Below are 26,795 nucleotides of genomic sequence, written 5' to 3'. Positions count from 1 at the left end.
GTCCACAGGACGCACGGATCTCCGCCTGTCCACAGCCAGCCCGACCGCGGGGCGTGATCGGTCGGTGCTGGCGGGCAGCGTCACCGGCATGGAACCCCACGACCTCGCCCCCGTCCCCCCGTCCGCCTCGCGCCCCACCACGCTCCGGGTCCGCACTCCGGGCGACATCGCCGCCTTCGTGCCGCTCGCCATGGGCTTCGTGCCCCAGCGGTCCGTCGTCGTGGTGAGCGTCGGTGCCTCCGGGGGAGGCATGCACGCCCGCGTCGACCTGCCCCACGACCCCGACGACGTCGACGACGTCGTCGAGGCCCTGCTCCGGCCCGCGCGGCGCAACGGAGTGCGCGACGTGGTCGTGGTGGTCTACGACGACGAGACGACGGTCGCCGACGAGGCGGCCTGGTCGGTCCACGAGGAGTTCACCGCCGCGGGCATCGGCGTGCGGGAGGTGCTGCGCGTCCACGACGACCACTGGTACGCCGTGCTGCCGGGAGCGCCCCTGGCCGCCTACCGCGGCGTCCCGTTCACCCGCGCCGAGCACCCGTTCACCGCGCAGGCCGTCTTCGAAGGAAGGGTCACCCACGCCAGCCGGGACGCACTGCGGGAGACCGTGGCGCCGGACGCCGGCGCGGTCGCCCGCAGCCTGCCCCACCTCGTCGACGCCACGCCGCTCCCACCCGGCGGCCTCACGGCACTGGTCCGCCGCCACGTGCGTGCCGGCACTACGTTCTCCGCCTCCGAGCTGGCGTCCGTCGCCGCCAGCGCGAGCACGGGGGAGCAGCGCGACGAGGCGTGGGCGTGGCTCGCGCGCGCCGATGCGCGCCAGGCCGTCGAGGTCTGGTCCGACGCGGTGCGCCGCCTTCCGGCCACCCACGTGGCCGGTCCCGCCGCCGTCCTGGCCTTCGCGGCGTGGCTCGCCGGTGACGGCGCCCTGTCGTGGTGCGCCGTCGACCGGTGCCGGGAGAGCGATCCCACCCACTCGCTCGCCAGGCTCGTCGCGCAGCTGCTCGAGTCCGCCACGCCGCCGGACACGTGGGCGATGCTTCAGCCCGAGGTCGGGGCGAGCGGGGACCCGGCGGCGTGAGACCAGCCCTGCGGACGGTGTCCGGCGGGGGCGCGCGTGACTAGGGTGCCGTCATGGGCGAAGAGGTCGATCAGCAGGAGTTCAGCCGCGCCGACCGGACGCGCCACCGCGAGAAGGTGCGCCGCAACCTCGACGTGTTCGCGCGCATGCTGCGCGAGGCGGCCTTCGAGACCGACGACCCGATGACGGGCCTCGAGATGGAGCTCAACCTCATCGACGAGGCCGGCGACCCGGCCCTGAAGAACGCCGAGGTCCTCGAGGCCATCGCCGACCCCGACTTCCAGACCGAGCTCGGCCAGTTCAACATCGAGATCAACGTGGCGCCGGCCAAGCTGCGCGAGGGGGGCCTCTCGAAGTTCGAGGAGAGCCTGCGCCGCTCGCTCAACGACGCCGAGGCGAAGGGGTCCAAGGTCGGCGCCCACCAGGTCATGATCGGGATCCTCCCGACGCTGGCCGAGGGGCACATGAACGTGTCCTCCCTCAGCTCCAACCCGCGCTACAAGCTGCTGTCCGAGCAGATCCTCGCCGCGCGTGGGGAGGACATCACCATCAGCATCTCCGGCAAGGAGCGGCTCACCACGACGTCGGACTCGATCGTCCCGGAGGCCGCCTGCACCAGCACGCAGTTCCACGTGCAGACCTCGCCCGACCAGTTCGCCGCCCACTGGAACGCCGCCCAGGCGATCGCCGGCGTGCAGCTGGCGGTGTCGGCGAACTCGCCCTACCTGCTCGGCAAGGAGCTGTGGCGCGAGACCCGCATTCCGCTCTTCGAGCAGGCGACCGACACCCGCAGCGAGGAGCTGAAGGCCCAGGGCGTCCGGCCGCGGGTGTGGTTCGGCGAGCGGTGGATCACCTCGGTGTTCGACCTCTTCGAGGAGAACGTCCGCTACTTCCCGGCCCTGCTGCCGGTGACCGACAGCGAGGACCCGCTCGAGGTGCTGGAGTCCGGCGGCACCCCGGCCCTCCACGAGCTCAAGCTCCACAACGGCACGATCTACCGCTGGAACCGTCCGGTCTACGACATCTCGCAGGGCATCCCGCACCTCCGCGTGGAGAACCGCCTGCTGGCCGCCGGGCCGACCATCGCCGACACCATCGCCAACGCGGCGCTCTGGTTCGGCCTGGTCCGCTACCTCGTGGAGAGCGAGCGCCCGCTGTGGTCGCAGATGTCGTTCTCCGCCGCCGAGGAGAACTTCCACGTCGCCGCCCAGATGGGCGTCGACGCCCAGGTCTACTGGCCGGGCCTCGGCCAGGTCCGCGCCACCGAGCTGGTGCTGCGGCGCCTGCTCCCCATGGCGCGCGCCGGCCTCGACTCGTGGGGCGTCCCCTCGGAGGAGAGCGACCGCTACCTCGGCATCATCGAGCAGCGCTGCCAGAGCGAGGCCAGCGGCGCCGGATGGTTCGTGGACCGCGTCCGTGAGCGCGGGGGAGTGGACCGCTACGACGCCCTCCGGGCGACGCTGCTCGACTACACCGAGCGCATGCACAGCAACGAGCCCGTCCACACCTGGGACTGACCGTCCCCACGCGGGTCAGCGGCGGGCGGACAGAGGACGTGGCCGCAGCCGCCGCCACTCCCGGCGTACGTCACTGACGGGGTCGAACCACCCCCGGCGGGTCACGACGACGAGCCCGACCGGCACCCCCAGGGCCTGGGCGGCCCACGCCGCCGGACCGAGCCAGCGCAGGTCGTCGTCGTGCGGGCTGAGCTCGCCCGGCCGCGTCAGCCACAGCGTCGGGCGCTGGGCGAGCGAGGCGCCGGCGCGCAGGAGTGCGAGGACGACGTCGGCGCGCCCCCCGGAATCGGGCAGCGGCGGGTCGTCCACGTGGCGCGCACACCGACCCGGCACCCCGGCGTGCAGCGTCACCGGGAAGAGCGACGGTCCTCGTCCTCGACCAGGGCGAGGGTGGCCGCCCGCAGGACGGCGTGGGTGTGCCGGTCGATGGGTGCCTGGAGCGCCGGCTGCCGGGCGAGCGGTGGGGCCACCGGTCAAGACTGCCCCAGCGACGGCCGTCCGACCCACCCCTCCACAGGCTGCCGAAGGCGAGTCGTTTCCGTTACGGTGCCAACAGGCCCGCGGCGAGGCGTCGTGGCCCCCGAGAGGAGACACCATGGGCACCGTCGTCGTCGGATACGTCCCCAAGCCGGAGGGTGAGGCCGCCCTTGCTGCCGGCATCAACGAGGCCAAGCTGCGCGGGAGCAAGCTGGTCGTGGTGAACTCCCACCGGGGCGGGCAGGAGTTCGACGGATCCGCTGCCCGGGCCGCCGAGGACGAGATGACCGGCATCCAGAAGCGGCTCGACGAGGCCGGTGTCGAGCACGACGTCCGCCAGCTCGTCCGCGGTTTCGAGCCTGCCGAGGACCTGATCAGCATCGCCGAGGCCAACGGTGCCGAGCTGCTCGTCATCGGGCTGCGGCGACGCTCGCCGGTGGGCAAGCTGATCCTCGGCAGCAACGCCCAGCGCGTGCTCCTCGACGCCCCCTGCCCCGTCCTGGCGGTCAAGGCGCAGTAGTCGCGCCCGGGCCCCGCGAGCCGGTCGCGCGCCTCCCGCGGAGCAAGCGGCCCGCGTCGGGCGTACGTCGGGCAGGATGGCCCCATGGGCTTCCAGATCACCGGCGACCCCGCCGCCGACAAGGTTCTCGACGACTCCGCGTTCGCGCTGCTGGTCGGCATGATGCTCGACCAGCAGTACCCCATGGAGCACGCCTTCCGCGGCCCGGCGAAGGTCCTGGACCGCTTCGGCACGGTCGAGCCGGACGCGATCGCCGCGGCCGATCCCGAGGAGTTCGCGGCGATGGCGTCCACCCCGCCGGCCATCCACCGGTTCCCCGGTTCGATGGCGGCCCGGCTGCAGGAGCTCGCGCGCATCGTCGAGGAGACCTACGGCGGTGACGCCTCCCGGCTCTGGACCGAGGCGGCCGACGGCAAGGACCTGCTCAAGCGCGTCATGGCGCTCCCGGGCTTCGGCAAGCAGAAGGCGCAGATCTTCGTCGCGCTCCTCGCCAAGCAGCTCGACGTGCGTCCCGACGGGTGGGAGGCCGTGGTGGGCGACTACGCGCTCGAGGGCCACCGGTCCGTTGCCGACGTGGTGGACGCGGACTCGCTGCAGAAGGTGCGCGACTTCAAGAAGGCGAAGAAGGCCGCTGCGAGGGCCGCGGACTGATCGAGGGGCGCAGCCGACCGCCAGCGAGGTGCGTGACACGCGCGGTGCGCGGCCGGATGTCGGGCCGTCTGGATGGCCGTGGCAGAATGACGACGCGGCTCTTGACGTCACCGGGCCTCGCCGCGCCCCGAAGTTGCTCGACGAGAGGTGTTCGTGTCCTCACACGCACGCAAGTTGCTTCCTTCAGAGGTGCTCACGCACCCCTCCATCGCTGCCCTGGTCGCCGGTGCAGCTCCCACCGGCACCGTGTCCCCCGAGGACGTACGGCGCGCCAGTGACGAGGCCGGGGTCGAGCCCCGGCACCTGAAGGCCCTGCTGGTGCACCTCAGTGGCCTCGGGATCTCGGTCCAGATCGATGCCTCGGGCATGCGTGCGGTCGCCGCGACCAGCAAGCGGACCGCGACCTCGTCCGCCGCCAAGAAGGCTCCGGCCAAGAAGGCACCCGCCAAGAAGGCGACCGCCGAGGCCAAGCCTGCCGCCAAGGCTGCAGCGCCGGCGAAGAAGACGGCTGCCAAGAAGGCCGCGCCCGACGAGGTCGTCGACCTCGGCACCGTCGAGGCGACCGTCGTCGGTCCCGACGGCAAGAAGGTCCTCCCGGACATCCCGGACGCCGAGTTCGAGAAGGACGTGGCCAAGGACCCGACGATCAAGGAGGACGAGAAGCAGGCCTTCACCGTCTCCGCGGCCGACGAGACCGACGAGCCCGAGCAGCAGGTCATGGTGGCTGGTGCCACCGCCGACCCGGTCAAGGACTACCTCAAGCAGATCGGCAAGGTCCCCCTCCTCAACGCCGAGATGGAGGTCGAGCTGGCCAAGCGGATCGAGGCCGGCCTGTTCTCCGAGGAGAAGCTCGCCAAGGGCGGGCGGATCAGCCCGAAGATGCTCGAGGAGTACGAGTGGATCGCCGAGGACGGTCGGCGGGCGAAGAACCACCTGCTCGAGGCCAACCTGCGACTCGTCGTCTCGCTGGCCAAGCGCTACACCGGTCGCGGCATGCTCTTCCTCGACCTCATCCAGGAGGGCAACCTCGGTCTGATCCGCGCGGTCGAGAAGTTCGACTACACCAAGGGCTACAAGTTCTCGACCTATGCCACGTGGTGGATCCGCCAGGCGATCACCCGCGCGATGGCCGACCAGGCCCGCACGATCCGCATCCCGGTGCACATGGTCGAGGTCATCAACAAGCTCGCGCGCGTCCAGCGCCAGATGCTCCAGGACCTGGGCCGCGAGCCCACCCCGGAGGAGCTGGCCAAGGAGCTCGACATGACCCCGGAGAAGGTCATCGAGGTCCAGAAGTACGGCCGCGAGCCGATCTCCCTGCACACGCCCCTCGGCGAGGACGGCGACTCGGAGTTCGGTGACCTGATCGAGGACTCCGAGGCCATCGTCCCGGCCGACGCCGTCTCGTTCACCCTCCTGCAGGAGCAGCTGCACGCCGTGCTCGACACGCTCTCCGAGCGCGAGGCCGGCGTGGTCTCGATGCGCTTCGGCCTGACCGACGGCCAGCCCAAGACGCTCGACGAGATCGGCAAGGTCTACGGCGTGACCCGCGAGCGGATCCGTCAGATCGAGTCGAAGACCATGTCGAAGCTGCGCCACCCGAGCCGGTCCCAGGTGCTGCGCGACTACCTCGACTGAGCTCGACCCTCTCCGCGCGTGATGAGCAGCGTCGCCCTCCGGGGCGGCGCTGCTCGCCACTTCGGGCCGCTGGGTCCCCACGCGACGTGGTAGCCCCTCGACGGCTGCCGGACGTGGTCGGGGCTGGCAGGCTGGCCGCGTGACGAGGGGACGCACCACGCGACGATGGCTGGGTGCGTCCGGGGCCGTCGTGCTGCTGGCGATGGGCGGGTGCTCGTCGGACCCGTCTCCGCCCGAGGAGACGACGGCACCGTCCTCGAGCGACGAGGCCACCACCGAGCCGTCCCGGTCGACTGCAGCAACGCCGGTCCCGCCCGACCGGGAGGCCCTCGAGCCGCTGGACGCGGCCGACCCCGACCCCGCAACGGCGGTCCGCGCCGTGCGCCGCCTGGCCGGCAGGATCGGTCCGCGCGAGGCGACCAGCCCGGCGTACGAACGCGCTGCCGGTTGGGTGGCCGGTGAGCTGACCCGGCTCGGGTACGACGTCGCACGCCAGCGCGTCGACGTACCGGCGGGGGAGTCGTGGGGCGTGAGCGTGCCGGCCGGACGCTCGGCCAACGTGGTCGCCACACCGCCCGGGTTCGAACCGGCCGAGCCGCACCTGGTGGTCGGCGCGCACCTGGACACGGTGCCGCAGGCGCCCGGCGCGGAGGACAACGCCTCAGGAGTGGGGGTTCTGCTCGCAGTGGCCGAGGCGGCCTCGGTGCGCAGCACGCGCCTGCCGGCGGTGTTCGTCGCGTTCGGCGCCGAGGAGCCGCGCGGACCCACGGACGACGACCACCACTACGGGTCGCGGCACTACGTCGACCAGCTCGGGCCCCGCGAGCGGGCGGCGGTGCGGGGGATGGTCTCCCTCGACCGGGTCGGGGTGGGCGACCGGGTGCCGGTCGGGTCGGCCGGCAACACCGACCCCGTCCAGCGGGCACTCCTGGCGGCGGCCCGACGCGCGGGCGCCGCGACCGTCGCCGACGGCGGGCAGCGCAGCAGCGACCACTGGTCCTTCGTCCGGGCCGGGCTGCCCGGCGCGCGCCTTGGCTCGACGGCGTACGCCGGCTACCACTCGGCGGGCGACGTGCCCGCCGTCGTGTCCGGAGCCCAGCTCGAGCGGGTCGGCCGGATCGTCGCCGCGTGGCTGGCCCCGCGCTGAGGAGCGTTCACCGCAGCCCGGCGCACTCGCGCAGCGCGGTGCGGCGGTCCCGGGACGCCGCTGCTGCGGCTCCGGAGTCCGGTGAGGCGAGCCCGTCCGCGCCGATCGTCGCGGGCCACCAGCGGGACGCGGTGACTCGCGCCCGGCCCGCCGGCTCCCGCGGCGGCTGGACCGTCAGCGTGAGGACACCGGCGGGACCGGGGGCGTACCACGCGAAGTTGCCCAGCCCGTAGGCGACGTAGCCCGGTCCGAGGCGTCCGTCGCCCTGGAGCTCGTGGGCGTGGCTGCCCACCACGACGTCGGCGCCGGCTCCGACCAGCCGACGGGCCAACGAGCGCTGGTCGGACGACGGGCAGCGCTCGCCCTGGACGCCCCAGTGCAGGTAGGTGACCACCACGTCCGCCTCGACGTCCGCTCGTCGTACCTCCCGGAGCAGGCGCCTCGGGTCGTTGGCGTCCGCGACCCCGGGCGTGTTCGGACCTGCCGCCCACGCGCCGGTGGGATCGGCCGTGGGGTCCTGGTCGGCGGCAGAGGCGGCGATCGTCGCCACGCGGGTGCCGTCCACGTCGGTGACGGCCGGGGCGAAGGCGCCGTCCTCGTCGGCTCCGAGCCCGACGACGGACAGCTCAGGCCGTGCCGCGGCCGCGGCCCGCAGGGTCGACGGGAGCCGTGCCCGACCGAGGTCGAGGGCGTGGTTGTTGGCCATGCTCGCGACGTCGATCCCGGCCGCGGCCAGCGCCTCGAAGGCCGCCGCGCCGGCGGAGAAGACGAACCGCTTGCCGGGCTCGGGGCGTCCGCCCGAGCCGACAGATGTCTCGAGGTTGACGATCGCCACGTCCGCGGCCGCGAGCGCAGGGGTGGCCGGCGTCAACGCGGCGGCCGGGCGGAGCAGGCGCGCAGCCAGCGTCCCCTCGAAGTGCACGTCTCCCGCGACCGCGATCTCCACCGGACCCGGTCGCGGCTCACGAGGGGCGGAAACCGTGGTGGTCGGGGTGGTGGCCGGGGTCGGGGTCGGGGTCGGGGTCTCGGTCGTCGACCCTGCTGGCGCCCGGGCCGAGCCCGGGGACGACGGCTCCGCGGTCGGGCTGCAGCCCGCGGCAGCACAGGCCAGGACCAGCGCGAGCACGGCGCCGCAGCGGCGCACGCCCCTGCTGACGTCCCCGGTCATGGCGTCATGGTGCCACCGCCCCGCGACACACCACCCGAAGTGGGTGGGGCGCTGTGGGCAGACGGTGACACACTCAGGTCATGAGGACTCGGATCTCGCTCCTGGCCGTCCCCGCGCTCGCGCTCGTCGCCCTCACAGCCGCACCGGCGCACGCGGAGTTCTACAGCATCGACGACCCGGCCGACGCCAAGGGGTCGCTGACCGACATCTACGGGTTCGAGGCCAACCACGGGGCCGACAACGTGCTCGTCAAGGTGCGATTCAACGAGCTGATGCGGACCAGCGCTGCCGGTGTCTCCGTGTTCTTCGACACCGACCGCGGCACCAAGGGGCCGGAGTACGTCCTGAGCAGCGGCCTCGGCGACGGGACCGACTACGTGCTGACCGAGGCCGACGGGTGGCGCGGCAGCGACGACCGGGTCCGGTGCGACTACTCGGCCCGGCCCAAGTGGGGTCGGGACGTGTTCCGCGCCGTCGTCAGCCGTGAGTGCTTCGACCGGGTGCCGTCCGTGCGCGTCTCGGTGAAGATGGTCGACCAGGCGGACGGGTCGACCCCGGTCGTCGACTGGGCGCCCAAGCGGCAGCGCTGGAGCCTGCCGATCGGGTCCGGGCTCGGCGCCTGATCGACGCCCCCGGTCAGGCGGCGGCGACGAGCCCCACCGCCAAGCCGCAGAGCGCCAGCCCGAGCGCCTGTGCGGCGTGGACGCGTTCGTGCAGGACGAGTGCCGCGAGGGCGATCGTGACGGCCGGGTAGAGCGACGTGACCACGGACGCGATCGTCAGCAGCCCGGTCTGGGTGGCGAGGAGGAACGCGGCGGCTGCTGCGGTGGACAGCACACCCGCGACCGCACCCCACGCCTGGGAGGGATGGTCCGGGACCCAGCGCGCCCCCAGCACGGCTGCGGTGACGGCCACCGCGACCACACCCACCCCCTGGGCGACCGCCAGCGGTGCGAACCCCGCCGCCTCGGGCACCTGCCCCATCGCGGCGAACAGCAGCCCGAAGCCGACGCCGGCGAGGACACCGTCGAGGATCCCTGCCGCCAGGTCGCCCGAGCCGCCGGGCTCCCGGCTCACGAGCCAGATGCCGGGGACGGCAGCCGCGATGCCGGCCCACACGAACAGGTCCGGACGCTCGCCCGCGGCGACGCCGACGCACACCGGCAGGAGAGCGGCACCGACCGCCGAGATGGGGGCGACGACGCCCATCCGCCCGGCCGCGAGGCCGCGGTAGAGGAAGGCGCCGCCCACGCCGCTGCCGACCCCGGCGAGGGCACCCCACCAGAGGTCCGTGCGGGTCGGTGAGCCCTCGGTCAGCAGGGCAAGCGCCACCGCGCCCACGAAGGCCACGGTCGTGCCGACGAAGGCGACCGGCCATGCCGACGTACGACGCGCGGCGAGGCCGCCGACGAAGTCCGAGAGCCCGTAGGCGACGGCTGCCGCGAGTGAGAGGAGGACGGCCACGGCGGCGCCCTCAGGTGGCCGCGACGCCGGCGACCCACACGATCGCCGCGAGGCAGGCCGCCACGAGCTCGATGAGGATCGAGACGCCCACGGCACGCAGCGCGCCCTTGGTCGAGGGCCAGGCCAGTGCGCCCCCGACCCGCGCCCGCTCGGCGACGTAGACGCCGAGGACGAACCCGATGAACATGCCGATGACGGGGATCACGAAGAACCCGATGAAGCCGAGCAGCGCGCCGACGAGTAGCGTGCGGTTGGGCACCCCGGCGGTCTTGAGGTTCCTGCCCGGCACGAGGTACTTCACGACCGACCCGCCGACGAGCAGCACCGCGCTGACGGCGAACACGGCCCAGGCCGTCGTCGTACCGACCTCGAGGGTCCACACGAAGATCGCGCCGAGCACCAGGATCGTGCCGGGCAGGACGGGGACGATGATGCCCGCGATGCCGACGGCGATCACGATGGAGATGAAGATCTCGGTGGGGCTCACGGCGCACAGCCTCCCAGACGGCGTTCGTGCTGACGGACGGGGACGCAGAACGGCCCCGGAGAGCGTGTCCGGGGCCGTTCTGGAAGTCGGTGGGTGTGGACGGTGTGGCTCAGGCCTCGCTGCTCGCGGAGGGGGTGTCCAGCTTGTGGGTCTCGTCGTGGACGGCCGCGGCGATCTCGCGGAGCTTCTCGCCGTGCTCGCGGGCGTGGTGCGCGCAGAACAGCAGCTCGCCGCCGGTCTGGAGCTCCACCCGGAGGTAGGCCTGGGCGCCGCAGCGGTCGCAGCGGTCACCGGCCGTGAGGACGGCCTGGGTGGGTGCGGTGGCAGTGGTCACGTCAGCCTCATTTCTAATGTTCATCGGTGTCTGGCCCAACGTAGCCAGTGGGACAAAGATTCCCTGCTGTCGTTTCAGGTTCGAGAACTCGTCAAGTCAATCACGTCACACCCTTCCCCGCTGGCGTTGTCCTCAAGCGTGGACCAGCCGTTGCGGAAGCGATACCTGCTCGGTGCCCCACGCTAGACCGGACCATGCACGGCCGGGGGCAGGCGTGCCTCCGTCGGCGCCCGGCGTGTCGCGGGTAGGTTCTTCCCTTGTGGCAGCACCGGCAGACAACACGTACAACGCCGCACACCTCCTCGTGCTCGAGGGGCTCGACGCGGTCCGCAAGCGACCGGGCATGTACATCGGCTCGACCGACACGCGCGGCCTGATGCACTGCCTCTGGGAGATCATCGACAACGGCGTGGACGAGGCACTGGCCGGCGTCGCGCACACCGTCGAGGTGACGCTGCACGACGACGGATCAGTCGAGGTGTACGACGACGGGCGAGGCATCCCGACCGACAAGGAGCCGAAGACCGGCCTGTCGGGCGTCGAGGTCGTCGCGACCAAGCTGCACGCCGGCGGCAAGTTCGGCGGCGGGTCCTACGTCGCCACCGGCGGCCTGCACGGCGTCGGCCTGTCCGTGGTCAACGCCCTCTCCGCCCGGATGGACATCGACGTCGACCGGTCGCCCTCGCAGCAGGGCCTGTCCTTCCAACGCGGTGTGCCCGGCGTCTTCGACGGCGACGGACCGGGCGCGTCCTTCACCCCGCAGTCCGGCCTGACCCGCAAGGGCAAGCGGGTGGCGAAGGGCAGGACCGGCACCCGGATCCGCTTCTGGCCGGACCGGCAGATCTTCACCAAGGACGCCCGCTTCGAGATGGACGGCCTGATCGGCCGCGCCCGCCAGACGTCGTACATCGTCCCGGGCCTCGAGCTCGTCATCCGCGACCAGCGCTCCTCGGAGATGGTGGAGGAGAAGTTCCGCCACGACGGCGGCATCGCGGAGTTCGTCGAGTTCCTCTCCCACGGCGAGCCGGTGACCGACATCCTGCGCCTGCAGGGCACCGACACCTTCACCGAGACGGTGCCGCTGCTCGACGACAAGGGGCACATGACGCCGCAGGAGGTCGAGCGCGAGCTCACCGTCGACGTCGCGGTGCGGTGGGACACGGCGTACGACACCGAGCTGCGCTCGTTCGTCAACGTGATCGCGACGCCCAAGGGCGGCACGCACGTCAGCGGCTTCGAGGCCGCGCTCACCAAGACGTTCAACGACTCCATGCGCGCCGCCAAGGTGCTCAAGGCCGCCGACACCGACGTCATCAAGGACGACGTGATGGAGGGCCTCACCGCGGTGGTGACCGTGCGGCTCGCCGAGCCGCAGTTCGAGGGCCAGACCAAGGAGATCCTCGGCACACCGGCCGCGCGGGGCGTCGTGCGCAAGGTCGTGGCCAGCGAGCTCAAGTCGTTCCTCACCTCCACCAAGAGGGCCGAGAAGGCCCAGGCCAAGCTGCTGATGGAGAAGGTCGCGGGCGCGTCGAAGACCCGGCTCGCGGCACGCCAGCACAAGGAGAACCAACGCCGGAAGAATGCGCTGGAGTCGTCGGCCCTGCCGGCCAAGCTGTTCGACTGCCGCAGCACCGACACCGAGCGCACCGAGCTGTTCATCGTCGAGGGCGACTCGGCGATGGGCACCGCCAAGGCGGCGCGGAGCAGCGAGTTCCAGGCGCTGCTGCCGATCCGCGGCAAGATCCTCAACGTCCAGAAGGCCACCGTCGGCGACATGCTCAAGAACGCCGAGTGCGCCTCGATCATCCAGGTCGTCGGTGCCGGCTCCGGCCGGACGTTCGACCTCGAGGCGGCCCGCTACGGCCGGATCATCCTGATGGCCGACGCCGACTCCGACGGCGCCCACATCCGCTGCCTGCTCGCGACCCTGTTCTTCAAGTACATGCCCGAGCTCGTGCGCGACGGGCGGCTGTTCTCGGCCGTGCCGCCGCTGCACCGCATCGAGCTGTCCAACCCCAAGAAGGGGATGGACAAGTACATCTACACGTACTCCGACGACGAGCTGCAGCGCAAGCTCGCCGAGCTCAAGAAGAAGAACGTGCGCTGGAAGGACCCGGTCCAGCGCTACAAGGGCCTGGGTGAGATGGACGCCGACCAGCTGGCCGAGACCACCATGGACCCACGCCACCGCACGCTCCGCAAGCTCACCATCGACGACGTCGACGAGGCGAGCAAGGTCTTCGACCTGCTCATGGGCTCCGACGTGGCCCCGCGCAAGGAGTTCATCGTGCAAGGCGCCTACGAGGTGGACGTGGAGACGCTCGACGCGTGATGTCCGACCTCGACGTGGCAGTCGTCGAGCAGGTTGCGGAGACCGTGGTCCTCGACGAGCTGTGGCCGCTCTACCGCACCGTCTTCGGGGACTTCGACGACCTCGACACGTGGTGCGAGCAGGTGTGGGACCGGCACTCCGCGCGGGCAGGATTCCGTGTCGCGCTCGCCCGCACGGGCGGGCGGCTCGTCGGGTTCGGCTACGGCTACACCGGCGAACGCGGCCAGGGGTGGACCGACACCGCCGCGACGGTGCTGCCGTCCCAGGTGGCCTCGGACTGGCTCGGCGGTCACTTCGAGCTGGTGAGCATCGGGGTCGACGAGGCGGCGCGCGGCACCGGGATCGGGCGCCGGCTCCTGGCGGCGCTCACGGACGGTGTGGACCAGTCCCGCTGGATGCTCATGACGTCCTCGGACCCGGACGATCCTGCGCGGCGTCTGTATCGCTCGACCGGCTGGGCCGTCATCGGGCCCGGGTTCACCGACGACCAGGTCATCATGGGGCGCGCATGGCCGACGAGACCCTGAACGCGGCGCGTCGGACGACCACAAGTCGGTCCGACCTCCTGGCCTGACCGTGACGGCACCAGCCGATCGGGACTTCTGGTCGTCGGACGCGCCGGTCGGGTCGCCCCCCGGAGAGTGGTTGTTCATCGTCGTCGCGGGTGGCCGTGACAGTGGTTGTGTCGCCATCGCGCCGGCCGTAGGTTTGTGGCCCGCGTCACATCGCCGTCGACAGGGAGCCCATGCCCGACGAAACGTTCGACCACATCGTCATCGGATCGGGCAGCGCCGGTGGCGTGGTCGCCGCACGACTGAGCGAGGACCCGGACGTCCGGGTGCTGCTCCTCGAGGCCGGTCCCGCCGACGACGACGACAACATCCACATCCCGCTCGCCTTCTCGGCGCTCTTCAAGACCAGGTGGGACTGGAACTACGAGACCACGCCGCAGAAGCACCTCGGCGGGCGCCGGGCCTACTGGCCCCGCATGAAGGCGCTCGGCGGCTGCTCCTCGATGAACGCGATGATCTACATCCGCGGCAACCACGCCGACTACGACGAGTGGCGCGACGTCTACGGGGCGACGGGGTGGGGCTTCGACGACGTGCTGCCCTACTTCCGCAAGGCCGAGCGCAACACCCGCCTCGGCGGCCCCTTCCACGGGAGCGACGGTCCGCTGCACGTGGAGGACCGGGCGTACGACCACGAGCTGAGCACCGCGTTCGTCGAGGCGGGCGTCGCAGCCGGGCTCAAGCGCAACGACGACTTCAACGGGGCTGAGCAGGAGGGCGTCGGGCTCTACCAGGTGACGTGCAGGAAGGGGCGGCGCTGGTCCGTCGCGGACGCCTACATCCACCCGGCAGACACGCGCCCCAACCTGACCGTGCGCACCGAGGCCTTCGTGACGCGCATCGTGCTGGAGGGCAACCGCGCCGTCGGTGTCGCCTACACGCGCCGCGGCGAGCACCTCGTCGCGAGGGCGGACGCCGAGGTCGTCCTCAGCGGCGGCGCCGTCAACAGCCCCCAGCTGCTGATGCTGTCCGGCATCGGCCCCGGCGCCCACCTGCGCGACATGGGCATCGACGTCGCCGTCGAGTCGTCGGGGGTGGGCCAGAACCTGCAGGACCACCCCGCGGCGGGCATCCTCACCTACACCCGGGACACCACCGACATCGCGGAGCTGCTCGGACTCGGCAACCTCGTGAGGTGGAAGGCGACCGGCAAGGGTCCGCTGAGCTCCAACGTCGGTGAGGCGGGTGCGTTCTACACCTCCCGCGACGACCTCGCGCTGCCCGACATCCAGCTGCACGTCGCACCGACCGGCTTCTACGACAACGGCATGCACGAGCCCGTACGCCGCGCGCTCACCACGGCCATCACGCTGGTCAACGTGCAGAGCTCGGGCCACGTCAGGTTGCGCTCGGCCGACCCCACCTGGCACCCCGAGATCGACCCGGGCTACTTCGACGATCGCGCCGACCTCGAGGCGATGGTCAGTGGCTTCCGCACGGCCCTGGAGGTCCTGCGCCAGGGTCCGATCGCGAGGTTCGTCGACGAACCGTGGGTCCCGGCGTCGACCGACCCGAGCGACGACGCGATCGTCGACGGGATCGCGCGGCTGGGCCAGACGCTCTACCACCCCGTCGCGACGTGCGCCATGGGCACCGTCGACGGCAGCGTGGTCGACCCCGAGCTGAGGGTCCACGGCGTCGAGGGCCTGCGGGTGGCCGACGCCTCCGTGATGCCGAGGGTCCCGCGAGGCAACACCAACGCCCCCACCATCATGATCGGCGAGAAGTGCGCAGATCTCATCAAGGAGTCCGCATGAGCACCACCCTCGACCCGACCGCGACCCCGACCCCGGGCGCGGCCGAGACGTTCGACTCCCTCGACCCCGCCACCGGGGACGTCGTGGGCACGCACCCGGTCGCCGGTCGCGAGGAGGTCGACGCCGCCGTCGCCCGCGCCCGTGAGGCGGTGGACTGGTGGGGCAACCTGTCGTTCGACGAGCGGGCAGAGCTCCTCCTCACCTGGCGCTCGGTGATCACCCGCCGGATCGCCCAGCTGGCGGACCTGTCCCACCGCGAGACCGGGAAGCCGCACGGTGACGCCCAGCTCGAGATCGTCCTCGCCATCGAGCACATCGCCTGGGCGGCCAGGAACGCCAAGAAGGTGCTGGGGGCGCGCAAAGTCGGCTCCGGGCTGCTGATGGCCAACCAGTCCGCCACCGTCGCCTACCACCCGCTCGGCGTCGTCGGGGTGATCGGGCCCTGGAACTACCCCGTCTTCACCCCGATGGGATCGATCGCGTACGCCCTGGCCGCGGGCAACGCGGTCGTGTTCAAGCCCAGCGAGTACACGCCCGGTGTCGGCCAGTGGCTCGCCGACTCGTTCCGCGAGGTGGTGCAGGGCCGCGACGTGCTGCAGGTGGTCACGGGCCTGGGCGAGACCGGCAACGCGCTGTGCCGGGCGAGGATCGACAAGCTCGCCTTCACGGGCTCAGCACGGACCGGCAAGCTCGTCATGGCCGCGTGTGCCGAGAACCTGACGCCGGTCGTCATCGAGGCGGGGGGCAAGGACTCGCTCATCGTCGACGAGGACGCCGACCTCCAAAAGGCCGCGGAGGCCGCGCTGTGGGGCGGGATGGCCAACGCCGGGCAGACCTGCACCGGCACCGAGCGCGTCTACGTGCACCGCAACGTCTTCGACGACTTCATGACCGAGATCCTCGCCCAGGCGGACGGCCTGCGCGCCGCGGCCGACTCGGCCGCCCAGATCGGGCCGATCACCATGCCGTCCCAGCTCGGGATCATCCGGAGCCACATCGACGACGCCGTCGCCAAGGGCGCCAGGGTGGCGCTCGGCGGCCCCGACGCCGTGGGGGAGCGGTTCGTGCAGCCGACGATCCTGACCCACGTGCCCGAGCACTCCACGGCGATCACCGAGGAGACCTTCGGCCCGACGCTGACGATCAACCCCGTCGACAGCATGGAGGAGGCCGTACGCCTCACCAACGCGACCCAGTACGGCCTCGCCGGCGCGGTGTTCTCCCGAGCCAACGGCATGTCGATCGCCCGTCGCATCCGGTCCGGGATGACGTCGGTCAACTCGGTCATCTCCTTCGCTGCCGTACCGGCCCTGCCCTTCGGCGGCGTCGGGCAGTCGGGGTTCGGCCGCATCCACGGGGCCGACGGGCTCCGGGAGTTCACCTACGCCAAGGCGATCACCCGGCAGAAGTTCGCGCCGGTGATGAACCTGACGTCCTTCGCGCGCGACGCTGCGACCGACGGCAAGGTGGCGCAGCTCATCACCCTGCTGCACGGTGGCAAGCAGACCCTCAAGTAGCCAGAGGGGCTCACACGTGCTCGGTGAGCAGGCCCGAGTCGACGTCGTAGAGGAAGCCGCCCACCTTGGCGCGCTCGCCGATGAGCGGGTGGGTGCGCACCTTGGCGACGTCCTGGCGGAGCTGGTCGAGCTGGTCGGTGACGACGCCGAACGACGCCCAGCTTGCGTCGACGCCCGCCGACTCGCCGATCTTGACCCGGAGCTCCTGCTCCGACGACGAGGCCATGGCGCAGCGGGTGTGTGGGACCACGAGGATGCGCTGGACGTTGAGCAGGTGCACGCCGAGCACGAGGGCCTCGAGCGCCTGGGGGGTCACGCGGGCACCGGGGTTGCGGAAGATCTTGGCGTCGCCGTGCCTGAGCCCGAGCATGCCCAGGGGATCGATGCGTGAATCCATGCACGTGACCAGGGCGATGCCGGCGTGGGCCTTGCCGTCGAAGCCGCCGAGGTCGAACGTGTCCGCGAACGCGCGGTTGGCCTGCAGGAGGTCGTCGAAGTCGCTCACGACCGGCAGGTTAGCGCCCCTCAGGCGCCGCCGGTGAAGACGTCCCGCGCCGCGAGCCGCGTCGGGCGCACCTGCCGGAACAGCACGAGCGCCAGCCCGGCCGCCACCACCGCGCACCCGGCGGCGCCCCAGAAGACCGCGTGCTCCTGGGCGATGCCCGCGACCCGCAGCAGGTCGGAGAACTCCTTGCACCGGCTCTTGCCGTCGCACACGTCCTGCACCGGCGGCACGGCGAGCTGCTCGGCGTAGTAGCGCCGCAACCCGATCGTCGTCAGGGCCGAGATGCCGACCAGCATGCCCACCATGCGGGCGACCACGACGAAGGCGCTCGCCACGCCGTGGGCGTCGTCGTCGGTGGATGCGAGCAGGGCGGCGTTGACCGGCGCGAGCGCCAGCCCGAAGCCCAGGCCGCCGGTGACCAGGGCGAGGTTGGCGACGGGCTCCTCGATGGTCGTGAGCCCCCACCGGGTCATCAGCACGAAGCCGGTCGCGGCGAGCAGCATGCCGAACGCGGTGACGAGGCCCGGGGAGAGGAAGCGGATGAGGTAGCCGCCGAGCACCGCCCCGACCGGCAGCGCGAGGAGGAACCGGACCAGCACGAGGGCCGCCGGGAGCTGGTCGTCGGGGTAGACGGTGGTGCGGGCGAACAGCGGGATGTCGATGAGGGCGGCGATCAGCGCGGCACCGACGAAGAAGCTGACCAGCAGTGCCCCCCATGCCGGCGTACGACGCAGCGCGCCGCGCGGCACCAGCGGCTGCGCGGCACGACGTACGTGCCACGTGAACGCCGCTGCCGCCACGAGGGCGCCGAGGAGGTACCACCGGCCCTGGGGCGAGAACACCTCGACCTTGGGGTCGGCGGTCGCGAACGCGAGGATCACCCCGCCGAGCGCGGCGGCGAGCAGCAGGGCGCCGACCAGGTCGGCGTCGACGAGCACGCGGGTCCAGCCGCGCAGGTCCAGAAGGGGGTGGGGCGCGAACCAGCACCACGCCAGCAGCAGGACGAGCGCGACGACGGTCGCCATGCCGATCGGGGTCAGCCAGCGGCCGTCACCGGCGAACGGGATGAAGAGCCGACCCCAGGTCAGGTCGCGCATCAGCGGGGCGGGGCGCAGGAACACCACGGCCGCGCACGCGAAGGTGGCCAGCAGCAGGAGGAGGCCGACGACGTCGGGCCGGCGACGGGCTCCCGCCGGTCTTCGCTGCGGGGCCAGCGCGCGGATGGCGGCCGCCAGCACGAGCCCGACGGCGAGGTTGATGGCGAAGATCGCCCGCCAGTCGGCGACCGCCAGGACGGCTGCACCGAAGAGCGGACCGAGGACGGAGCCGATCTCCTGCACGGCCGAGACGACGCCGAGCGGGACGCCCCGGCGCTCGACGGGGTAGAGGTCGGCCACCAGCGCGAGGGTCGCCGGCACGAGGCCGCCGCCGCCGACCCCCTGGAGGAACCGGCCGGCCACGATGCTCGGCATGTCGTAGGCCACCGTGGTGATGAGGGAGCCCAGCGCGAACAGCACGAGCGCCATCACCAGCACCGGCACCCGTCCGCGCAGGTCGGCGATCCGGCCGATCAGCGGGAGCATCGCGACGTAGCCGAGCAGGAAGCCGCTGACGATCGGGGCCGCGCGCTGGAGCTGGTCGATCGGCACGCCGACGCCGGTCATCATGTCGGGCAGCGCCAGCACGACGACGTACGTGTCGGCTGCCGCGAAGGCGACCGCGACCGCCGCCATGGCGAGGAGCGCCCGCGAGGTGCGGGAGACCGCGGCCTCGCCCGTGGCGGTGCTCACGGCGCGGTGATGTCCTTCTCGGTGCCGTAGTCGGCGAACTCGACGGTGTAGGTCATGGGCTCGGCACGGGGGTAGAAGACTCCGGTGAGCTCGGCCTTGCGCAGCTCGCCGTCGTCGGTGACCTGCCACTCCACGTCGAAGGTGTCACCGGACGACGAGGGGATGATCGCGTCCATCGCGTCACCGGGCACGGTGCCGGTGTAGGTCGTGAGGATCTCGGTGTTGTCGGCACCGCCGCGCACGCTCTCCCCGGCCTCCAGCGACTCGGTCAGCTCGAGGAGGCCGGCGAAGCCGCCCTCGCCGACCAGGTTCGAGGGGTCCGGGGCGCCGTACTCCTTGGGGTTGACCTTGTTCCAGCCCGGGGTGAAGGGGAGCTGGGCGTAGACGGTGTCGTCGACGGCGATGACGGGTACGTCGACGGTCTGGCCGGCGAACACGACCGTGATCGAGCCGTCGAAGGCCGGCGCCTGGGTGACCGTGCCGGTCGCCTGGGTGATGCCGGAGACACCGTCGGGCAGCGACGGGGTGGACAGCGTGAGGTCGACGCCGCTCGTCTCGGTGAGGGTCGTGGCCGCCTCGGCCAGCACCTCCTCGGGGGTGGGGCCCTCGTCGCCGCCTCCTCCGCTGCCACCGTCGTCGCCGGAGCAGGCGGCCAGGACGGGCAGGGCGAGGACGAGGGCGGCGACCGTGGTGGTGAGCCGCCCGGACGTGCGGGCGCGAGCGAGCATGGCGTCAGCCTTCCACAGGGGCGGCTGCGTCACCGGCGTCCGCGCCCGACGCCGCGCGGGCCGCGACCTGCGCCGCGACCGGCGAGGCCACCGCCGCGATGGGCTGCGGGGCGGGCACTCCGGAGCCGTCGCGCCGGCCGTTGGCCTCGGGCAGGTCGATGGGCGCACCGCTCGAGGCGGCCGCGCGGGCCGGGCCGGGGCCGGCCCAGGCGGTGACCAGGGTGTCCTCGCCCTTGAGGAAGCGGTGGCTGCGGACGCCGCCCGTGGCGCGCCCCTTGCCGGGGTACTCGGTGAACGGCGTCACCTTGACCGCTCCGGCCTCGGTGCCCGGCAGGGCCGTCGAGGAGCCGGACGCCGTCACGACGACCGCGTCGGTGGGGTCGAAGGCGCCGAAGAAGGCGGCCCGCTGACCCGCGCCGAGCTTGATGCCGGCCATGCCGCCGCCGGATCGGCCCTGGGGACGCACACCGGAGGCGGGGAAGTGCAGCAGCTGCGCGTCGGTGGAGATGAAGCAGAGCTCCTCCTCGCCCGTGGCCAGCTCGACGGCACCGATGACCTCGTCGCCGTCCCTGAGGCCGACGACCTCCCACTCGTCGCGGTTGAGCACCTCCGGGTTCACCCGCTTGACCACGCCGTCGCGCGTGCCCAGCGCGAGGCCGGGGCCGTCGGTGCGCAGCGAGGTGAGGGCGAGGGGCCGCTCGCCCGCCTCGAGGGCGACGAGCTCGCTGAGCGGGACGCCGCCTGCGACGTTGGGGTCGTTGGCGGTCGAGGGCAGCTCGGCGCCGATGTCGATGACCGGCAGCCGGACCAGCCGGCCGCGGTTGGTCAGCAGGCCGACCTCGCCACGCTTGGACGACAGCACCGCGGAGACCGTCACGTCGTGGTTGGCCCGGTCGCCGCCGCGTCCGGGTGCCTGGGCGTCCCGGGTGCGGGCGAGGAGGCCGGTGGAGGACAGCAGGACGAAGCAGGGGTCGTCGCTGACCTCGACCGCCGCCGCTGCCGTCGCGGCAGGTGCGGCGCCGAGCAGCACCGTACGACGCGGCGTCCCGTGCTCCTTGGCGACGTCGGTGAGCTCGTCGGAGACGACCTTCCGCAGCAGCTTCTCGTCGGCCAGGATCGCGTCGAGGTACTCGATCGTGCGCTCGAGCTCGCTCTTCTCCTTCTCCAGCTCCAGCTTGCTGAACCTGGTGAGGCGTCGCAGCGGCATGTCGAGGATGTAGTCGGCCTGCACCTCGGTGAGGTCGAACACCGAGATCAGGCGCTCCTTGGCCGCCGCGGCGTTGTCGGAGCCGCGGATCACCTGGATCACCTCGTCGATGTCGAGGATCGCGACCAGCAGGCCGTCGACGAGGTGCAGCCGGTCCGCAGCCCTGGCGCGGCGGAACGCCGAGCGACGGCGTACGACGTCGAAGCGGTGGGCGAGGAAGACCTCGAGGAGCTCCTTGAGGCCCAGCGTGCGCGGCTGGCCGTCGACGAGGGCGACGGCGTTGATGCCGAAGGAGTCCTCGAGCGCGGTCTGGCGGTAGAGCTGCTCGAGGATCGCCTCGGGGACAAAGCCGTTCTTGATCTCGATGACCAGGCGCAGGCCCTGGTGGCGATCACCCAGCTGTTTGACGTCGGCGATGCCTTGGAGCTTCTTGGAGAGCACCAGCTTCTTGATCTGCTCCACCACCCGCTCCTCGCCGACTCCGTAGGGCAGCTCGGTGACGACGATCCCCTTGCGGCGGGCCGTCACGGACTCGACCCGGGCGGTCGCGCGCATCCGGAAGGTGCCGCGGCCGGTCTCGTAGGCGTCGCGGATCCCGTCGAGCCCGACGATCTTCCCGCCGGTGGGCAGGTCGGGGCCCGGGATGAACCGCATGAGGTCGTCGAGCGACGCCCGGGGGTGCGTGACGAGGTGCTTGAGCGCCTGGACCACCTCGACGAGGTTGTGCGGCGCGATGTTGGTCGCCATGCCGACCGCGATGCCGGCGGCGCCGTTGACCAGGAGGTGCGGGATCGCGGCCGGGAGCACGACGGGCTCCATCTCGCGCGAGTCGTAGTTGGGCTTGAAGTCGACCGTGTCCTCGTGGATCGAGGTCGTCATCGCGACGGCGGCGGGAGCCATCCGGCACTCGGTGTAGCGCATGGCGGCCGGTGGGTCGTCCGGCGAGCCGAAGTTCCCGTGCCCGGCGACCGTCGGCAGCCGCATCGACCACGACTGCGCCATCCGGACCAGCGCGTCGTAGATGGCGCCGTCGCCGTGGGGGTGGAGCCGGCCCATGACCTCACCGACGACGCGGGCGCTCTTGACGTGCCCGCGGTCGGGCCGCAGGGACATGTCGTCCATCGTGTAGAGGATCCGCCGCTGCACCGGCTTGAGCCCGTCGCGCGCGTCGGGCAGCGCCCGCGAGTAGATGACCGAGTACGCGTACTCGAGGAACGACGTCTGCATCTCGTCGCGGATGTCGGTGTCGAGGATGTGCTCCTCGAAGTCGTCCGGGAGGGGCTCCTGCTTCGTGCGTCGTGCCATGGCCGCCATTCTCCCCGCTGCCGTGGCGCGGAAGGACGGGGGCACGCCGGACGGGGCCCGACCCGTTCCAGCGGGGGCCGATAGATTGCTGCCGTGAGCGAAGCGGACGCTGCTGCAGACGAGGTGCGTACGACGCGTCCCCCCCGGCACTGGGAGGCTGACGTCCTGCTGCGCGACGGCCGCACGGCCCACATCCGGCCGATCCAGCCGGAGGATCGCGAGCTGCTGGTCGAGTTCTACAGCCGCGTGTCGGACCAGTCGAAGTACTACCGGTTCTTCTCGCCGATGCCCGAGCTCTCCGAGCGCGACCTCGACCGGTTCACCCAGGTCGACCACCGCGACCGGGTCGCGATGATCCTGCTCGTGGCCGGGCAGATGATCGCCGTCGGCCGGTACGACACGATCCGGCCTGGCTACGCCGAGGTCGCCTTCCTCGTCGAGGACGCCCACCAGGGCCGCGGCATCGGCCAGCTCCTGCTCGAGCACCTCTCCCAGGCGGGCCGCGAGCGGGGGATCGAGGAGTTCGTCGCGGAGGTGCTGCCCGACAACCAGGCGATGATCCACACCTTCAAGGACGCCGGCTACCAGGTGAGGAGCACGTTCGAGGACGGCGTGATGGAGCTGGTGTTCCGGATCGACCCGACCGACACCGCGCTCGGGGTCATGGAGCAGCGCGAGCACCGCGCGGAGTACGCCTCGATCGAGCGCTTCTTCTCCCCGAGGTCGGTCGCGATCATCGGCGCCAGCCGGCGGCAGGACACCATCGGTCGCGCGCTGGTGCGCCACCTCGTGCTGGGCAACTTCACCGGCCGCATCCACGTGGTCAACCCGAGCGCCGACTCGGTCTCCGGGATGCCGGCGTGGAAGTCGGTGGGCGACATCCCCGGCGAGGTCGACGTCGCCATCGTCGCCGTGCCGGCCGAGTCCGTGCAGGACGTCGTGCTCGACTGCGCTGCCAAGGGCGTCCACGGCCTGGTCGTGATCTCGTCGGGCTTCGCCGAGACGGGCGAGGAGGGACGGATGCGGCAGCGGCGCCTGGTCGGGCTGTCCCGGTCCTACGGCCTGCGCCTGATCGGTCCCAACGCGCTCGGCATCATCAACACCGACCCCGACGTCCAGCTCAACGCCTCGCTCTCGTCGGTGATGCCGCCGCGCGGCCGTGCCGGCTTCTTCTGCCAGTCCGGTGCGCTCGGCTCGGCGATCCTCGAGAAGGTGCAGAACCGCGGTCTGGGCCTCACCACGTTCGTGAGCGCGGGCAACCGCGCCGACGTGTCCGGCAACGACCTCCTGCAGTACTGGGAGGAGGACGACGCCACCGAGGTGGTGCTGCTCTACCTCGAGTCGATCGGCAACCCGCGCAAGTTCTCCCGCATCGCGCGGCGGGTCAGCCGCCGCAAGCCCATCGTCGCGGTGCGGTCGGGCCGCAGCTCCCAGGGCGTCCCGATGGGGCACGCCGTGCGCAAGATCGGGGCGCCGGGGGAGGCCGTCGACGCGATGTTCCGGCAGGCCGGGATCATCCAGGTCGAGTCGCTGGAGGAGATGTTCGACGTCGCCCAGCTGCTCGCCCACCAGCCGCTGCCGCGCGGGCGCCGCGTCGCGATCGTCGGCAACTCCGACGCCCTCGGGCTGCTCGCTGCTGACGCCGCCAACTCCGTCGGCCTCGTCGTCAATCGGCAGGAGGCCCTCGGCGCCGAAGCGACGGCGGAGGACTTCGAGGATGCCCTCGACGCCGCCATCGACGATCCCGAGGTCGACGCGGTGGTCGCGATCTTCATCCCGCCGCTCAACGTCGCCGGCGCCCGCGAGGACGTCGCCAACGTGCTCGCCGCGGTCGGCGAGCAGTCGGACAAGCCCATCGTCTCGACGTTCCTCGGCACCGAGGGCGTCCCCGAGCTGCTGCGCGTGCCCGACGTCGCCGGATCGAGCGCCGGTCGCGGGTCGGTGCCGTCGTACCCCGCCGTCGAGGCCGCCGTCCGCGCCCTCGCCCACGTGGTGGAGTACGCGGTGTGGCTGCGCGTGCCGCAGGCGACGTTCGTCGAGCCGGGTGTCAACGACCTCGAGGCGGCCCGCCACCTCGTCAACGAGGTGCTCATGCGCCACCCGGAGGGGCGCGACCTCGACTTCGACGAGCAGTACCGCCTGCTCACCGCCTACGGCATCGACCTGTGGGACACCTACGCCGTCGCCACGCTCGACGAGGCGACCACCGCCGGCGAGGCGCTCGGGTGGGACGTCGTGCTCAAGGCGACCGCCGATCACCTGCGCGACCGCCCGGACCTCGCCCACGTGTGGCGCAACATCGACACGCCCGAGGAGATGGCGCAGGCCTGGCGCTCGCTCACCGACCTCATCACCGACCCCGACAACGCCGGCTTCGTCGTGCAGCGCAACGCGCCCCCGGGCGTGCCGGTCACCATCGCGACGATGGAGGACCCGCTCTTCGGCCCGGTGCTGTCCTTCGGCATCGGCGGCCCGCTCACCGAGCTGCTGGGTGACCGGTCGTTCCGGATCCCGCCGCTCGCCGACCACGACGCCCAGGACATGGTGCGCGAGATCAAGGCCTCGCCGCTCCTCTTCGGCTACCGCGGCAGCGAGATCGTCGACGTCGCGGAGATCGAGCGGCTCGTGCGCCAGGTGGCGCAGCTGCAGCACGACCTGCCCCAGGTGCGTGCGCTGCAGCTCCCGCTCGTGCTCGCCGGAGCGGACTGCGCGACCGTGCTCGGGGCCAGCGTGCGGGTCGAGCCGGTCAAGGACCCGCGATCGGACTGGTTCGTCCGGCGGTTGAGCACGATGCCCGGGGACACCCTGCCTGACTGAGGCCCGAACGACCGAGGCGTGACAGACTTGTCGCCATGCCCCGCTCCACCCGTGACGCGGACGTCTCCCACGACCTCCGCAAGGCGATCCACCGCACCGGCTACTACCCCGAGGTCGTCGCCGACGGCGTCTTCTCGGCGGCCGGGGGCGAGGAGGTCGTGTCCTACTTCGTCCACCACGAGACGACGTTCGACCACGAGGAGGTGCGCCGTCACCTGACCGCGCTGCTCCTGACGCCCACCCGGCTGGTCATCGCGCACACCGACGAGCACCCCGGCGACGACCTGCTGCCCGAGCCCTACACCTCGACGACCACCGAGGCCGTCACCCTCACGTCCATCCGGACGGTCGTCGTGACCCGGATGGTGGCCAACCCCACCAAGGGCGTCGCCCCGCCAGCCGAGGCGGTGCTGACCATCGGCTGGGGTGGCGTGGGACGGCTCGACCTGGAGCCGGCCGCGTGCTCGGACCCCGAGTGCGACGCCGACCACGGCTACACCGGCACCCTGGCCGGCGACGACTACACGCTGCGGGTGTCGGCCGCCGCCGAGGGAGCGGACGCCGTGGCCGGCCTGCTCGCCTTCGCCGAGGCACTGTCCGCCCGCACGCGCGGATGACCACCCGATGAGCACCCGGCGGTGACCACCGCCGCGGAGCCGGCGGGCTTCACCGCGCCGGCCTACGGCGACCGCTCGCTCGCCGACGTCGTGCCCTCGGTCGCGCGCGCCCTCGGCGTCGAGCTCGACGGGCACCCGGTCGGCCTCGAGCTGCCGCCGGCCCCGTCGTACGTCGTCTTCCTCGTCGACGGGATGGGCGCGGAGCTGCTCACCCGCTACGCCCACTCCGCCCCCTACCTCTCGTCCCTCGTCGACGGGGGCGCGACCGGTACCGCCGGCGTGCCGTCGACCACGGCAACCTCGCTCACCTCCCTCGGCACCGGGCTGGTGCCCGGTGCGCACGGGCTCGTCGGCTTCACCGCCCGGATCCCTGGCACCGACCGGCTGCTCAACCACCTGTGGTGGGACAAGAACGTCGACCCCGTCGAGTGGCAGCCCCACCCGACGGCACTCGGACGACTGGCACACGCCGGCGTCCACGTCACCTCGGTGAACAAGCGCGACTTCGACGGGTCCGGACTGACCGTCGCGTCGCAGCGCGGAGCGACGTACGTCGGCGCGGACCGTGTGGGTGAGCGCATCGCCGCGACGGTCACCGCCTCGGCGGACCAGCCGTCACTGACCTACGTCTACGACTCCGACCTCGACTGGACCGGGCACAAGTTCGGCGTCGCCTCCACCCAGTGGCTCCAGCAACTGGCGATGGTCGACGCGGAGGCCGAGCAGCTGCGCGAGGCGCTGCCCGCCTCGACGCGGCTGATGGTGGTCGCCGACCACGGCATGGTCGACAGCCCCCGGGAGGCCCGGGTCGACGTCGACGAGGTGCACGGGATGCGCGACGGCGTCGCACTCCTCGGGGGCGAGGCGAGGTTCCGGCACCTCTACTGCGCAGCCGGGGCCGTGCCCGACGTCGTGGCCACCTGGCGCGAGGTGCTGGGGGACCGGGCCACCGTGCTCACGCGTGAGGACGCGATCGGGCGCGGGTGGTTCGGCGCGGTCGCGCCGGGCGTGCTGCCCCGCCTGGGTGACGTGATGGTCGCCTGCCACGACGACACCGCCGTGGTGTCCACCCGCGACTTCGCCTACGAGGACACCCTGGTCGGGCTCCACGGCTCGCTCACCCCGGCCGAGATGCTGATCCCGATCCTGGTCGACTGACTGGCC

Annotated in this window: 24 protein-coding genes; 14 read left to right on the top strand and 10 right to left on the bottom strand. The window is 72.2% G+C overall.

The annotated features are described in order from the left end of the window. Window positions 1-88 precede the first annotated feature (88 nt). Together ACFQW6_RS05120 and ACFQW6_RS05115 are read left to right on the top strand one after the other, a co-directional pair. Window positions 89-1,081: a DUF4192 domain-containing protein gene (locus ACFQW6_RS05120; RefSeq protein ID WP_378541943.1), complete on the top strand. Its 993-nt coding sequence runs from the start codon at window positions 89-91 to the stop codon at window positions 1,079-1,081. 53 nt (window positions 1,082-1,134) lie between these two features. Then, window positions 1,135-2,598: a glutamate-cysteine ligase family protein gene (locus tag ACFQW6_RS05115; protein ID WP_378541941.1), complete on the top strand. Its 1,464-nt coding sequence runs from the start codon at window positions 1,135-1,137 to the stop codon at window positions 2,596-2,598. 15 nt (window positions 2,599-2,613) lie between these two features. On the opposite strand, the gene ACFQW6_RS05110 is transcribed toward ACFQW6_RS05115, so the two are convergent. Both ACFQW6_RS05110 and ACFQW6_RS05105 read right to left on the bottom strand, forming a co-directional pair. Then, complete coding sequence (locus ACFQW6_RS05110; protein ID WP_378541939.1) at window positions 2,614-2,949, bottom strand: hypothetical protein; 336 nt, start codon at window positions 2,947-2,949, stop codon at window positions 2,614-2,616. After that, the gene (locus tag ACFQW6_RS05105; protein WP_378541937.1) at window positions 2,946-3,068 is read right to left on the bottom strand and encodes a hypothetical protein; all 123 of its coding nucleotides are present in this window, start codon (window positions 3,066-3,068) and stop codon (window positions 2,946-2,948) included. Before ACFQW6_RS05105 ends, ACFQW6_RS05110 begins: the two co-directional genes overlap by 4 nt. A gap of 125 nt (window positions 3,069-3,193) precedes the next feature. On the opposite strand from ACFQW6_RS05105, the gene ACFQW6_RS05100 reads away from it, so the two are divergent. The 4 genes from ACFQW6_RS05100 (at window position 3,194) to ACFQW6_RS05085 (ending at window position 7,031) form a co-directional block, all read left to right on the top strand. Next, complete coding sequence (locus ACFQW6_RS05100; protein WP_378541935.1) at window positions 3,194-3,595, top strand: universal stress protein; 402 nt, start codon at window positions 3,194-3,196, stop codon at window positions 3,593-3,595. Between the two features lie 84 nt (window positions 3,596-3,679). Further along, window positions 3,680-4,246 carry an HhH-GPD-type base excision DNA repair protein gene (locus tag ACFQW6_RS05095; protein WP_378541934.1) on the top strand — a complete coding sequence of 189 codons (567 nt, stop codon included), beginning with the start codon at window positions 3,680-3,682 and terminating at the stop codon, window positions 4,244-4,246. A gap of 147 nt (window positions 4,247-4,393) precedes the next feature. Beyond that, window positions 4,394-5,884, top strand: coding sequence for an RNA polymerase sigma factor (locus ACFQW6_RS05090; RefSeq protein WP_378541932.1), 1,491 nt, complete (start codon window positions 4,394-4,396; stop codon window positions 5,882-5,884). 139 nt (window positions 5,885-6,023) lie between these two features. Beyond that, window positions 6,024-7,031, top strand: coding sequence for a M28 family metallopeptidase (locus tag ACFQW6_RS05085; RefSeq protein WP_378541930.1), 1,008 nt, complete (start codon window positions 6,024-6,026; stop codon window positions 7,029-7,031). Window positions 7,032-7,038: 7 nt separating this feature from the next. Here ACFQW6_RS05085 and ACFQW6_RS05080 read toward each other — a convergent pair whose 3' ends face one another. After that, window positions 7,039-8,199, bottom strand: coding sequence for a CapA family protein (locus ACFQW6_RS05080; RefSeq protein ID WP_378541928.1), 1,161 nt, complete (start codon window positions 8,197-8,199; stop codon window positions 7,039-7,041). Window positions 8,200-8,279: 80 nt separating this feature from the next. Between ACFQW6_RS05080 and ACFQW6_RS05075 the strand changes: the two genes are divergently transcribed. Then, window positions 8,280-8,822, top strand: a complete 543-nt coding sequence (locus tag ACFQW6_RS05075; protein ID WP_378541926.1) for a hypothetical protein — start codon at window positions 8,280-8,282, stop codon at window positions 8,820-8,822. Window positions 8,823-8,835: 13 nt separating this feature from the next. Here ACFQW6_RS05075 and ACFQW6_RS05070 read toward each other — a convergent pair whose 3' ends face one another. From ACFQW6_RS05070 to ACFQW6_RS05060, 3 genes are all read right to left on the bottom strand, one after another. Beyond that, on the bottom strand, window positions 8,836-9,663 hold the full coding sequence (locus ACFQW6_RS05070) for an EamA family transporter (protein WP_378541924.1): 828 nt from the start codon (window positions 9,661-9,663) through the stop codon (window positions 8,836-8,838). A 10-nt stretch (window positions 9,664-9,673) separates the two neighbouring features. After that, the gene (locus tag ACFQW6_RS05065) at window positions 9,674-10,150 is read right to left on the bottom strand and encodes a DUF456 domain-containing protein (protein WP_378541923.1); all 477 of its coding nucleotides are present in this window, start codon (window positions 10,148-10,150) and stop codon (window positions 9,674-9,676) included. Between the two features lie 109 nt (window positions 10,151-10,259). Next, window positions 10,260-10,508 (bottom strand): hypothetical protein, encoded by a 249-nt coding sequence (locus tag ACFQW6_RS05060; protein WP_378542603.1) that lies wholly within the window; start codon window positions 10,506-10,508, stop codon window positions 10,260-10,262. A gap of 235 nt (window positions 10,509-10,743) precedes the next feature. Here ACFQW6_RS05060 and ACFQW6_RS05055 point away from each other — a divergent pair, with 235 nt between their 5' ends. The 4 genes from ACFQW6_RS05055 (at window position 10,744) to ACFQW6_RS05040 (ending at window position 16,662) form a co-directional block, all read left to right on the top strand. Then, a complete protein-coding gene (locus ACFQW6_RS05055) occupies window positions 10,744-12,816 on the top strand; it encodes a type IIA DNA topoisomerase subunit B (protein WP_378541921.1) in 2,073 nt (690 codons plus the stop codon). Next, window positions 12,816-13,343, top strand: a complete 528-nt coding sequence (locus ACFQW6_RS05050) for a GNAT family N-acetyltransferase (RefSeq protein WP_378542601.1) — start codon at window positions 12,816-12,818, stop codon at window positions 13,341-13,343. The genes ACFQW6_RS05055 and ACFQW6_RS05050 overlap by 1 nt, the downstream gene beginning before the upstream one ends. Window positions 13,344-13,561: 218 nt before the next feature. Beyond that, on the top strand, window positions 13,562-15,145 hold the full coding sequence (locus ACFQW6_RS05045) for a GMC family oxidoreductase (protein ID WP_378541919.1): 1,584 nt from the start codon (window positions 13,562-13,564) through the stop codon (window positions 15,143-15,145). After that, the gene (locus ACFQW6_RS05040; RefSeq protein ID WP_378541917.1) at window positions 15,142-16,662 is read left to right on the top strand and encodes an aldehyde dehydrogenase family protein; all 1,521 of its coding nucleotides are present in this window, start codon (window positions 15,142-15,144) and stop codon (window positions 16,660-16,662) included. Before ACFQW6_RS05045 ends, ACFQW6_RS05040 begins: the two co-directional genes overlap by 4 nt. Before the next feature lie 10 nt (window positions 16,663-16,672). Here the strand turns inward: ACFQW6_RS05040 and ACFQW6_RS05035 are convergent, their stop codons facing one another. From ACFQW6_RS05035 to ACFQW6_RS05020, 4 genes are read right to left on the bottom strand one after another with little or no spacing between them, the layout of a single operon-like run. Further along, entirely contained in the window at window positions 16,673-17,167 is a 495-nt protein-coding gene (locus ACFQW6_RS05035) for a beta-class carbonic anhydrase (protein WP_378541915.1), read from the bottom strand. A gap of 20 nt (window positions 17,168-17,187) precedes the next feature. Then, window positions 17,188-18,957, bottom strand: coding sequence for an MFS transporter (locus ACFQW6_RS05030; protein ID WP_378541913.1), 1,770 nt, complete (start codon window positions 18,955-18,957; stop codon window positions 17,188-17,190). Continuing rightward, entirely contained in the window at window positions 18,954-19,685 is a 732-nt protein-coding gene (locus ACFQW6_RS05025; RefSeq protein WP_378541911.1) for an LppX_LprAFG lipoprotein, read from the bottom strand. Before ACFQW6_RS05025 ends, ACFQW6_RS05030 begins: the two co-directional genes overlap by 4 nt. A gap of 4 nt (window positions 19,686-19,689) precedes the next feature. After that, window positions 19,690-22,197, bottom strand: coding sequence for a DNA topoisomerase (ATP-hydrolyzing) subunit A (locus tag ACFQW6_RS05020; RefSeq protein WP_378541909.1), 2,508 nt, complete (start codon window positions 22,195-22,197; stop codon window positions 19,690-19,692). 93 nt (window positions 22,198-22,290) lie between these two features. Here ACFQW6_RS05020 and ACFQW6_RS05015 point away from each other — a divergent pair, with 93 nt between their 5' ends. From ACFQW6_RS05015 to ACFQW6_RS05005, 3 genes are read left to right on the top strand one after another with little or no spacing between them, the layout of a single operon-like run. Further along, the gene (locus tag ACFQW6_RS05015) at window positions 22,291-25,014 is read left to right on the top strand and encodes a GNAT family N-acetyltransferase (RefSeq protein WP_378541907.1); all 2,724 of its coding nucleotides are present in this window, start codon (window positions 22,291-22,293) and stop codon (window positions 25,012-25,014) included. A gap of 35 nt (window positions 25,015-25,049) precedes the next feature. After that, window positions 25,050-25,631, top strand: a complete 582-nt coding sequence (locus ACFQW6_RS05010; protein ID WP_378541905.1) for a DUF5998 family protein — start codon at window positions 25,050-25,052, stop codon at window positions 25,629-25,631. Between the two features lie 21 nt (window positions 25,632-25,652). Then, window positions 25,653-26,789: an alkaline phosphatase family protein gene (locus tag ACFQW6_RS05005; RefSeq protein ID WP_378541903.1), complete on the top strand. Its 1,137-nt coding sequence runs from the start codon at window positions 25,653-25,655 to the stop codon at window positions 26,787-26,789. Window positions 26,790-26,795: the final 6 nt, after the last annotated feature.

It is taken from the genome of Nocardioides sp. GCM10028917 (assembly GCF_042666175.1).
Lineage (GTDB): Bacteria > Actinomycetota > Actinomycetes > Propionibacteriales > Nocardioidaceae > Nocardioides.
Note: the sequence above shows the minus strand (reverse complement) of the source record. Positions and strands in the feature narration are given on the sequence as shown.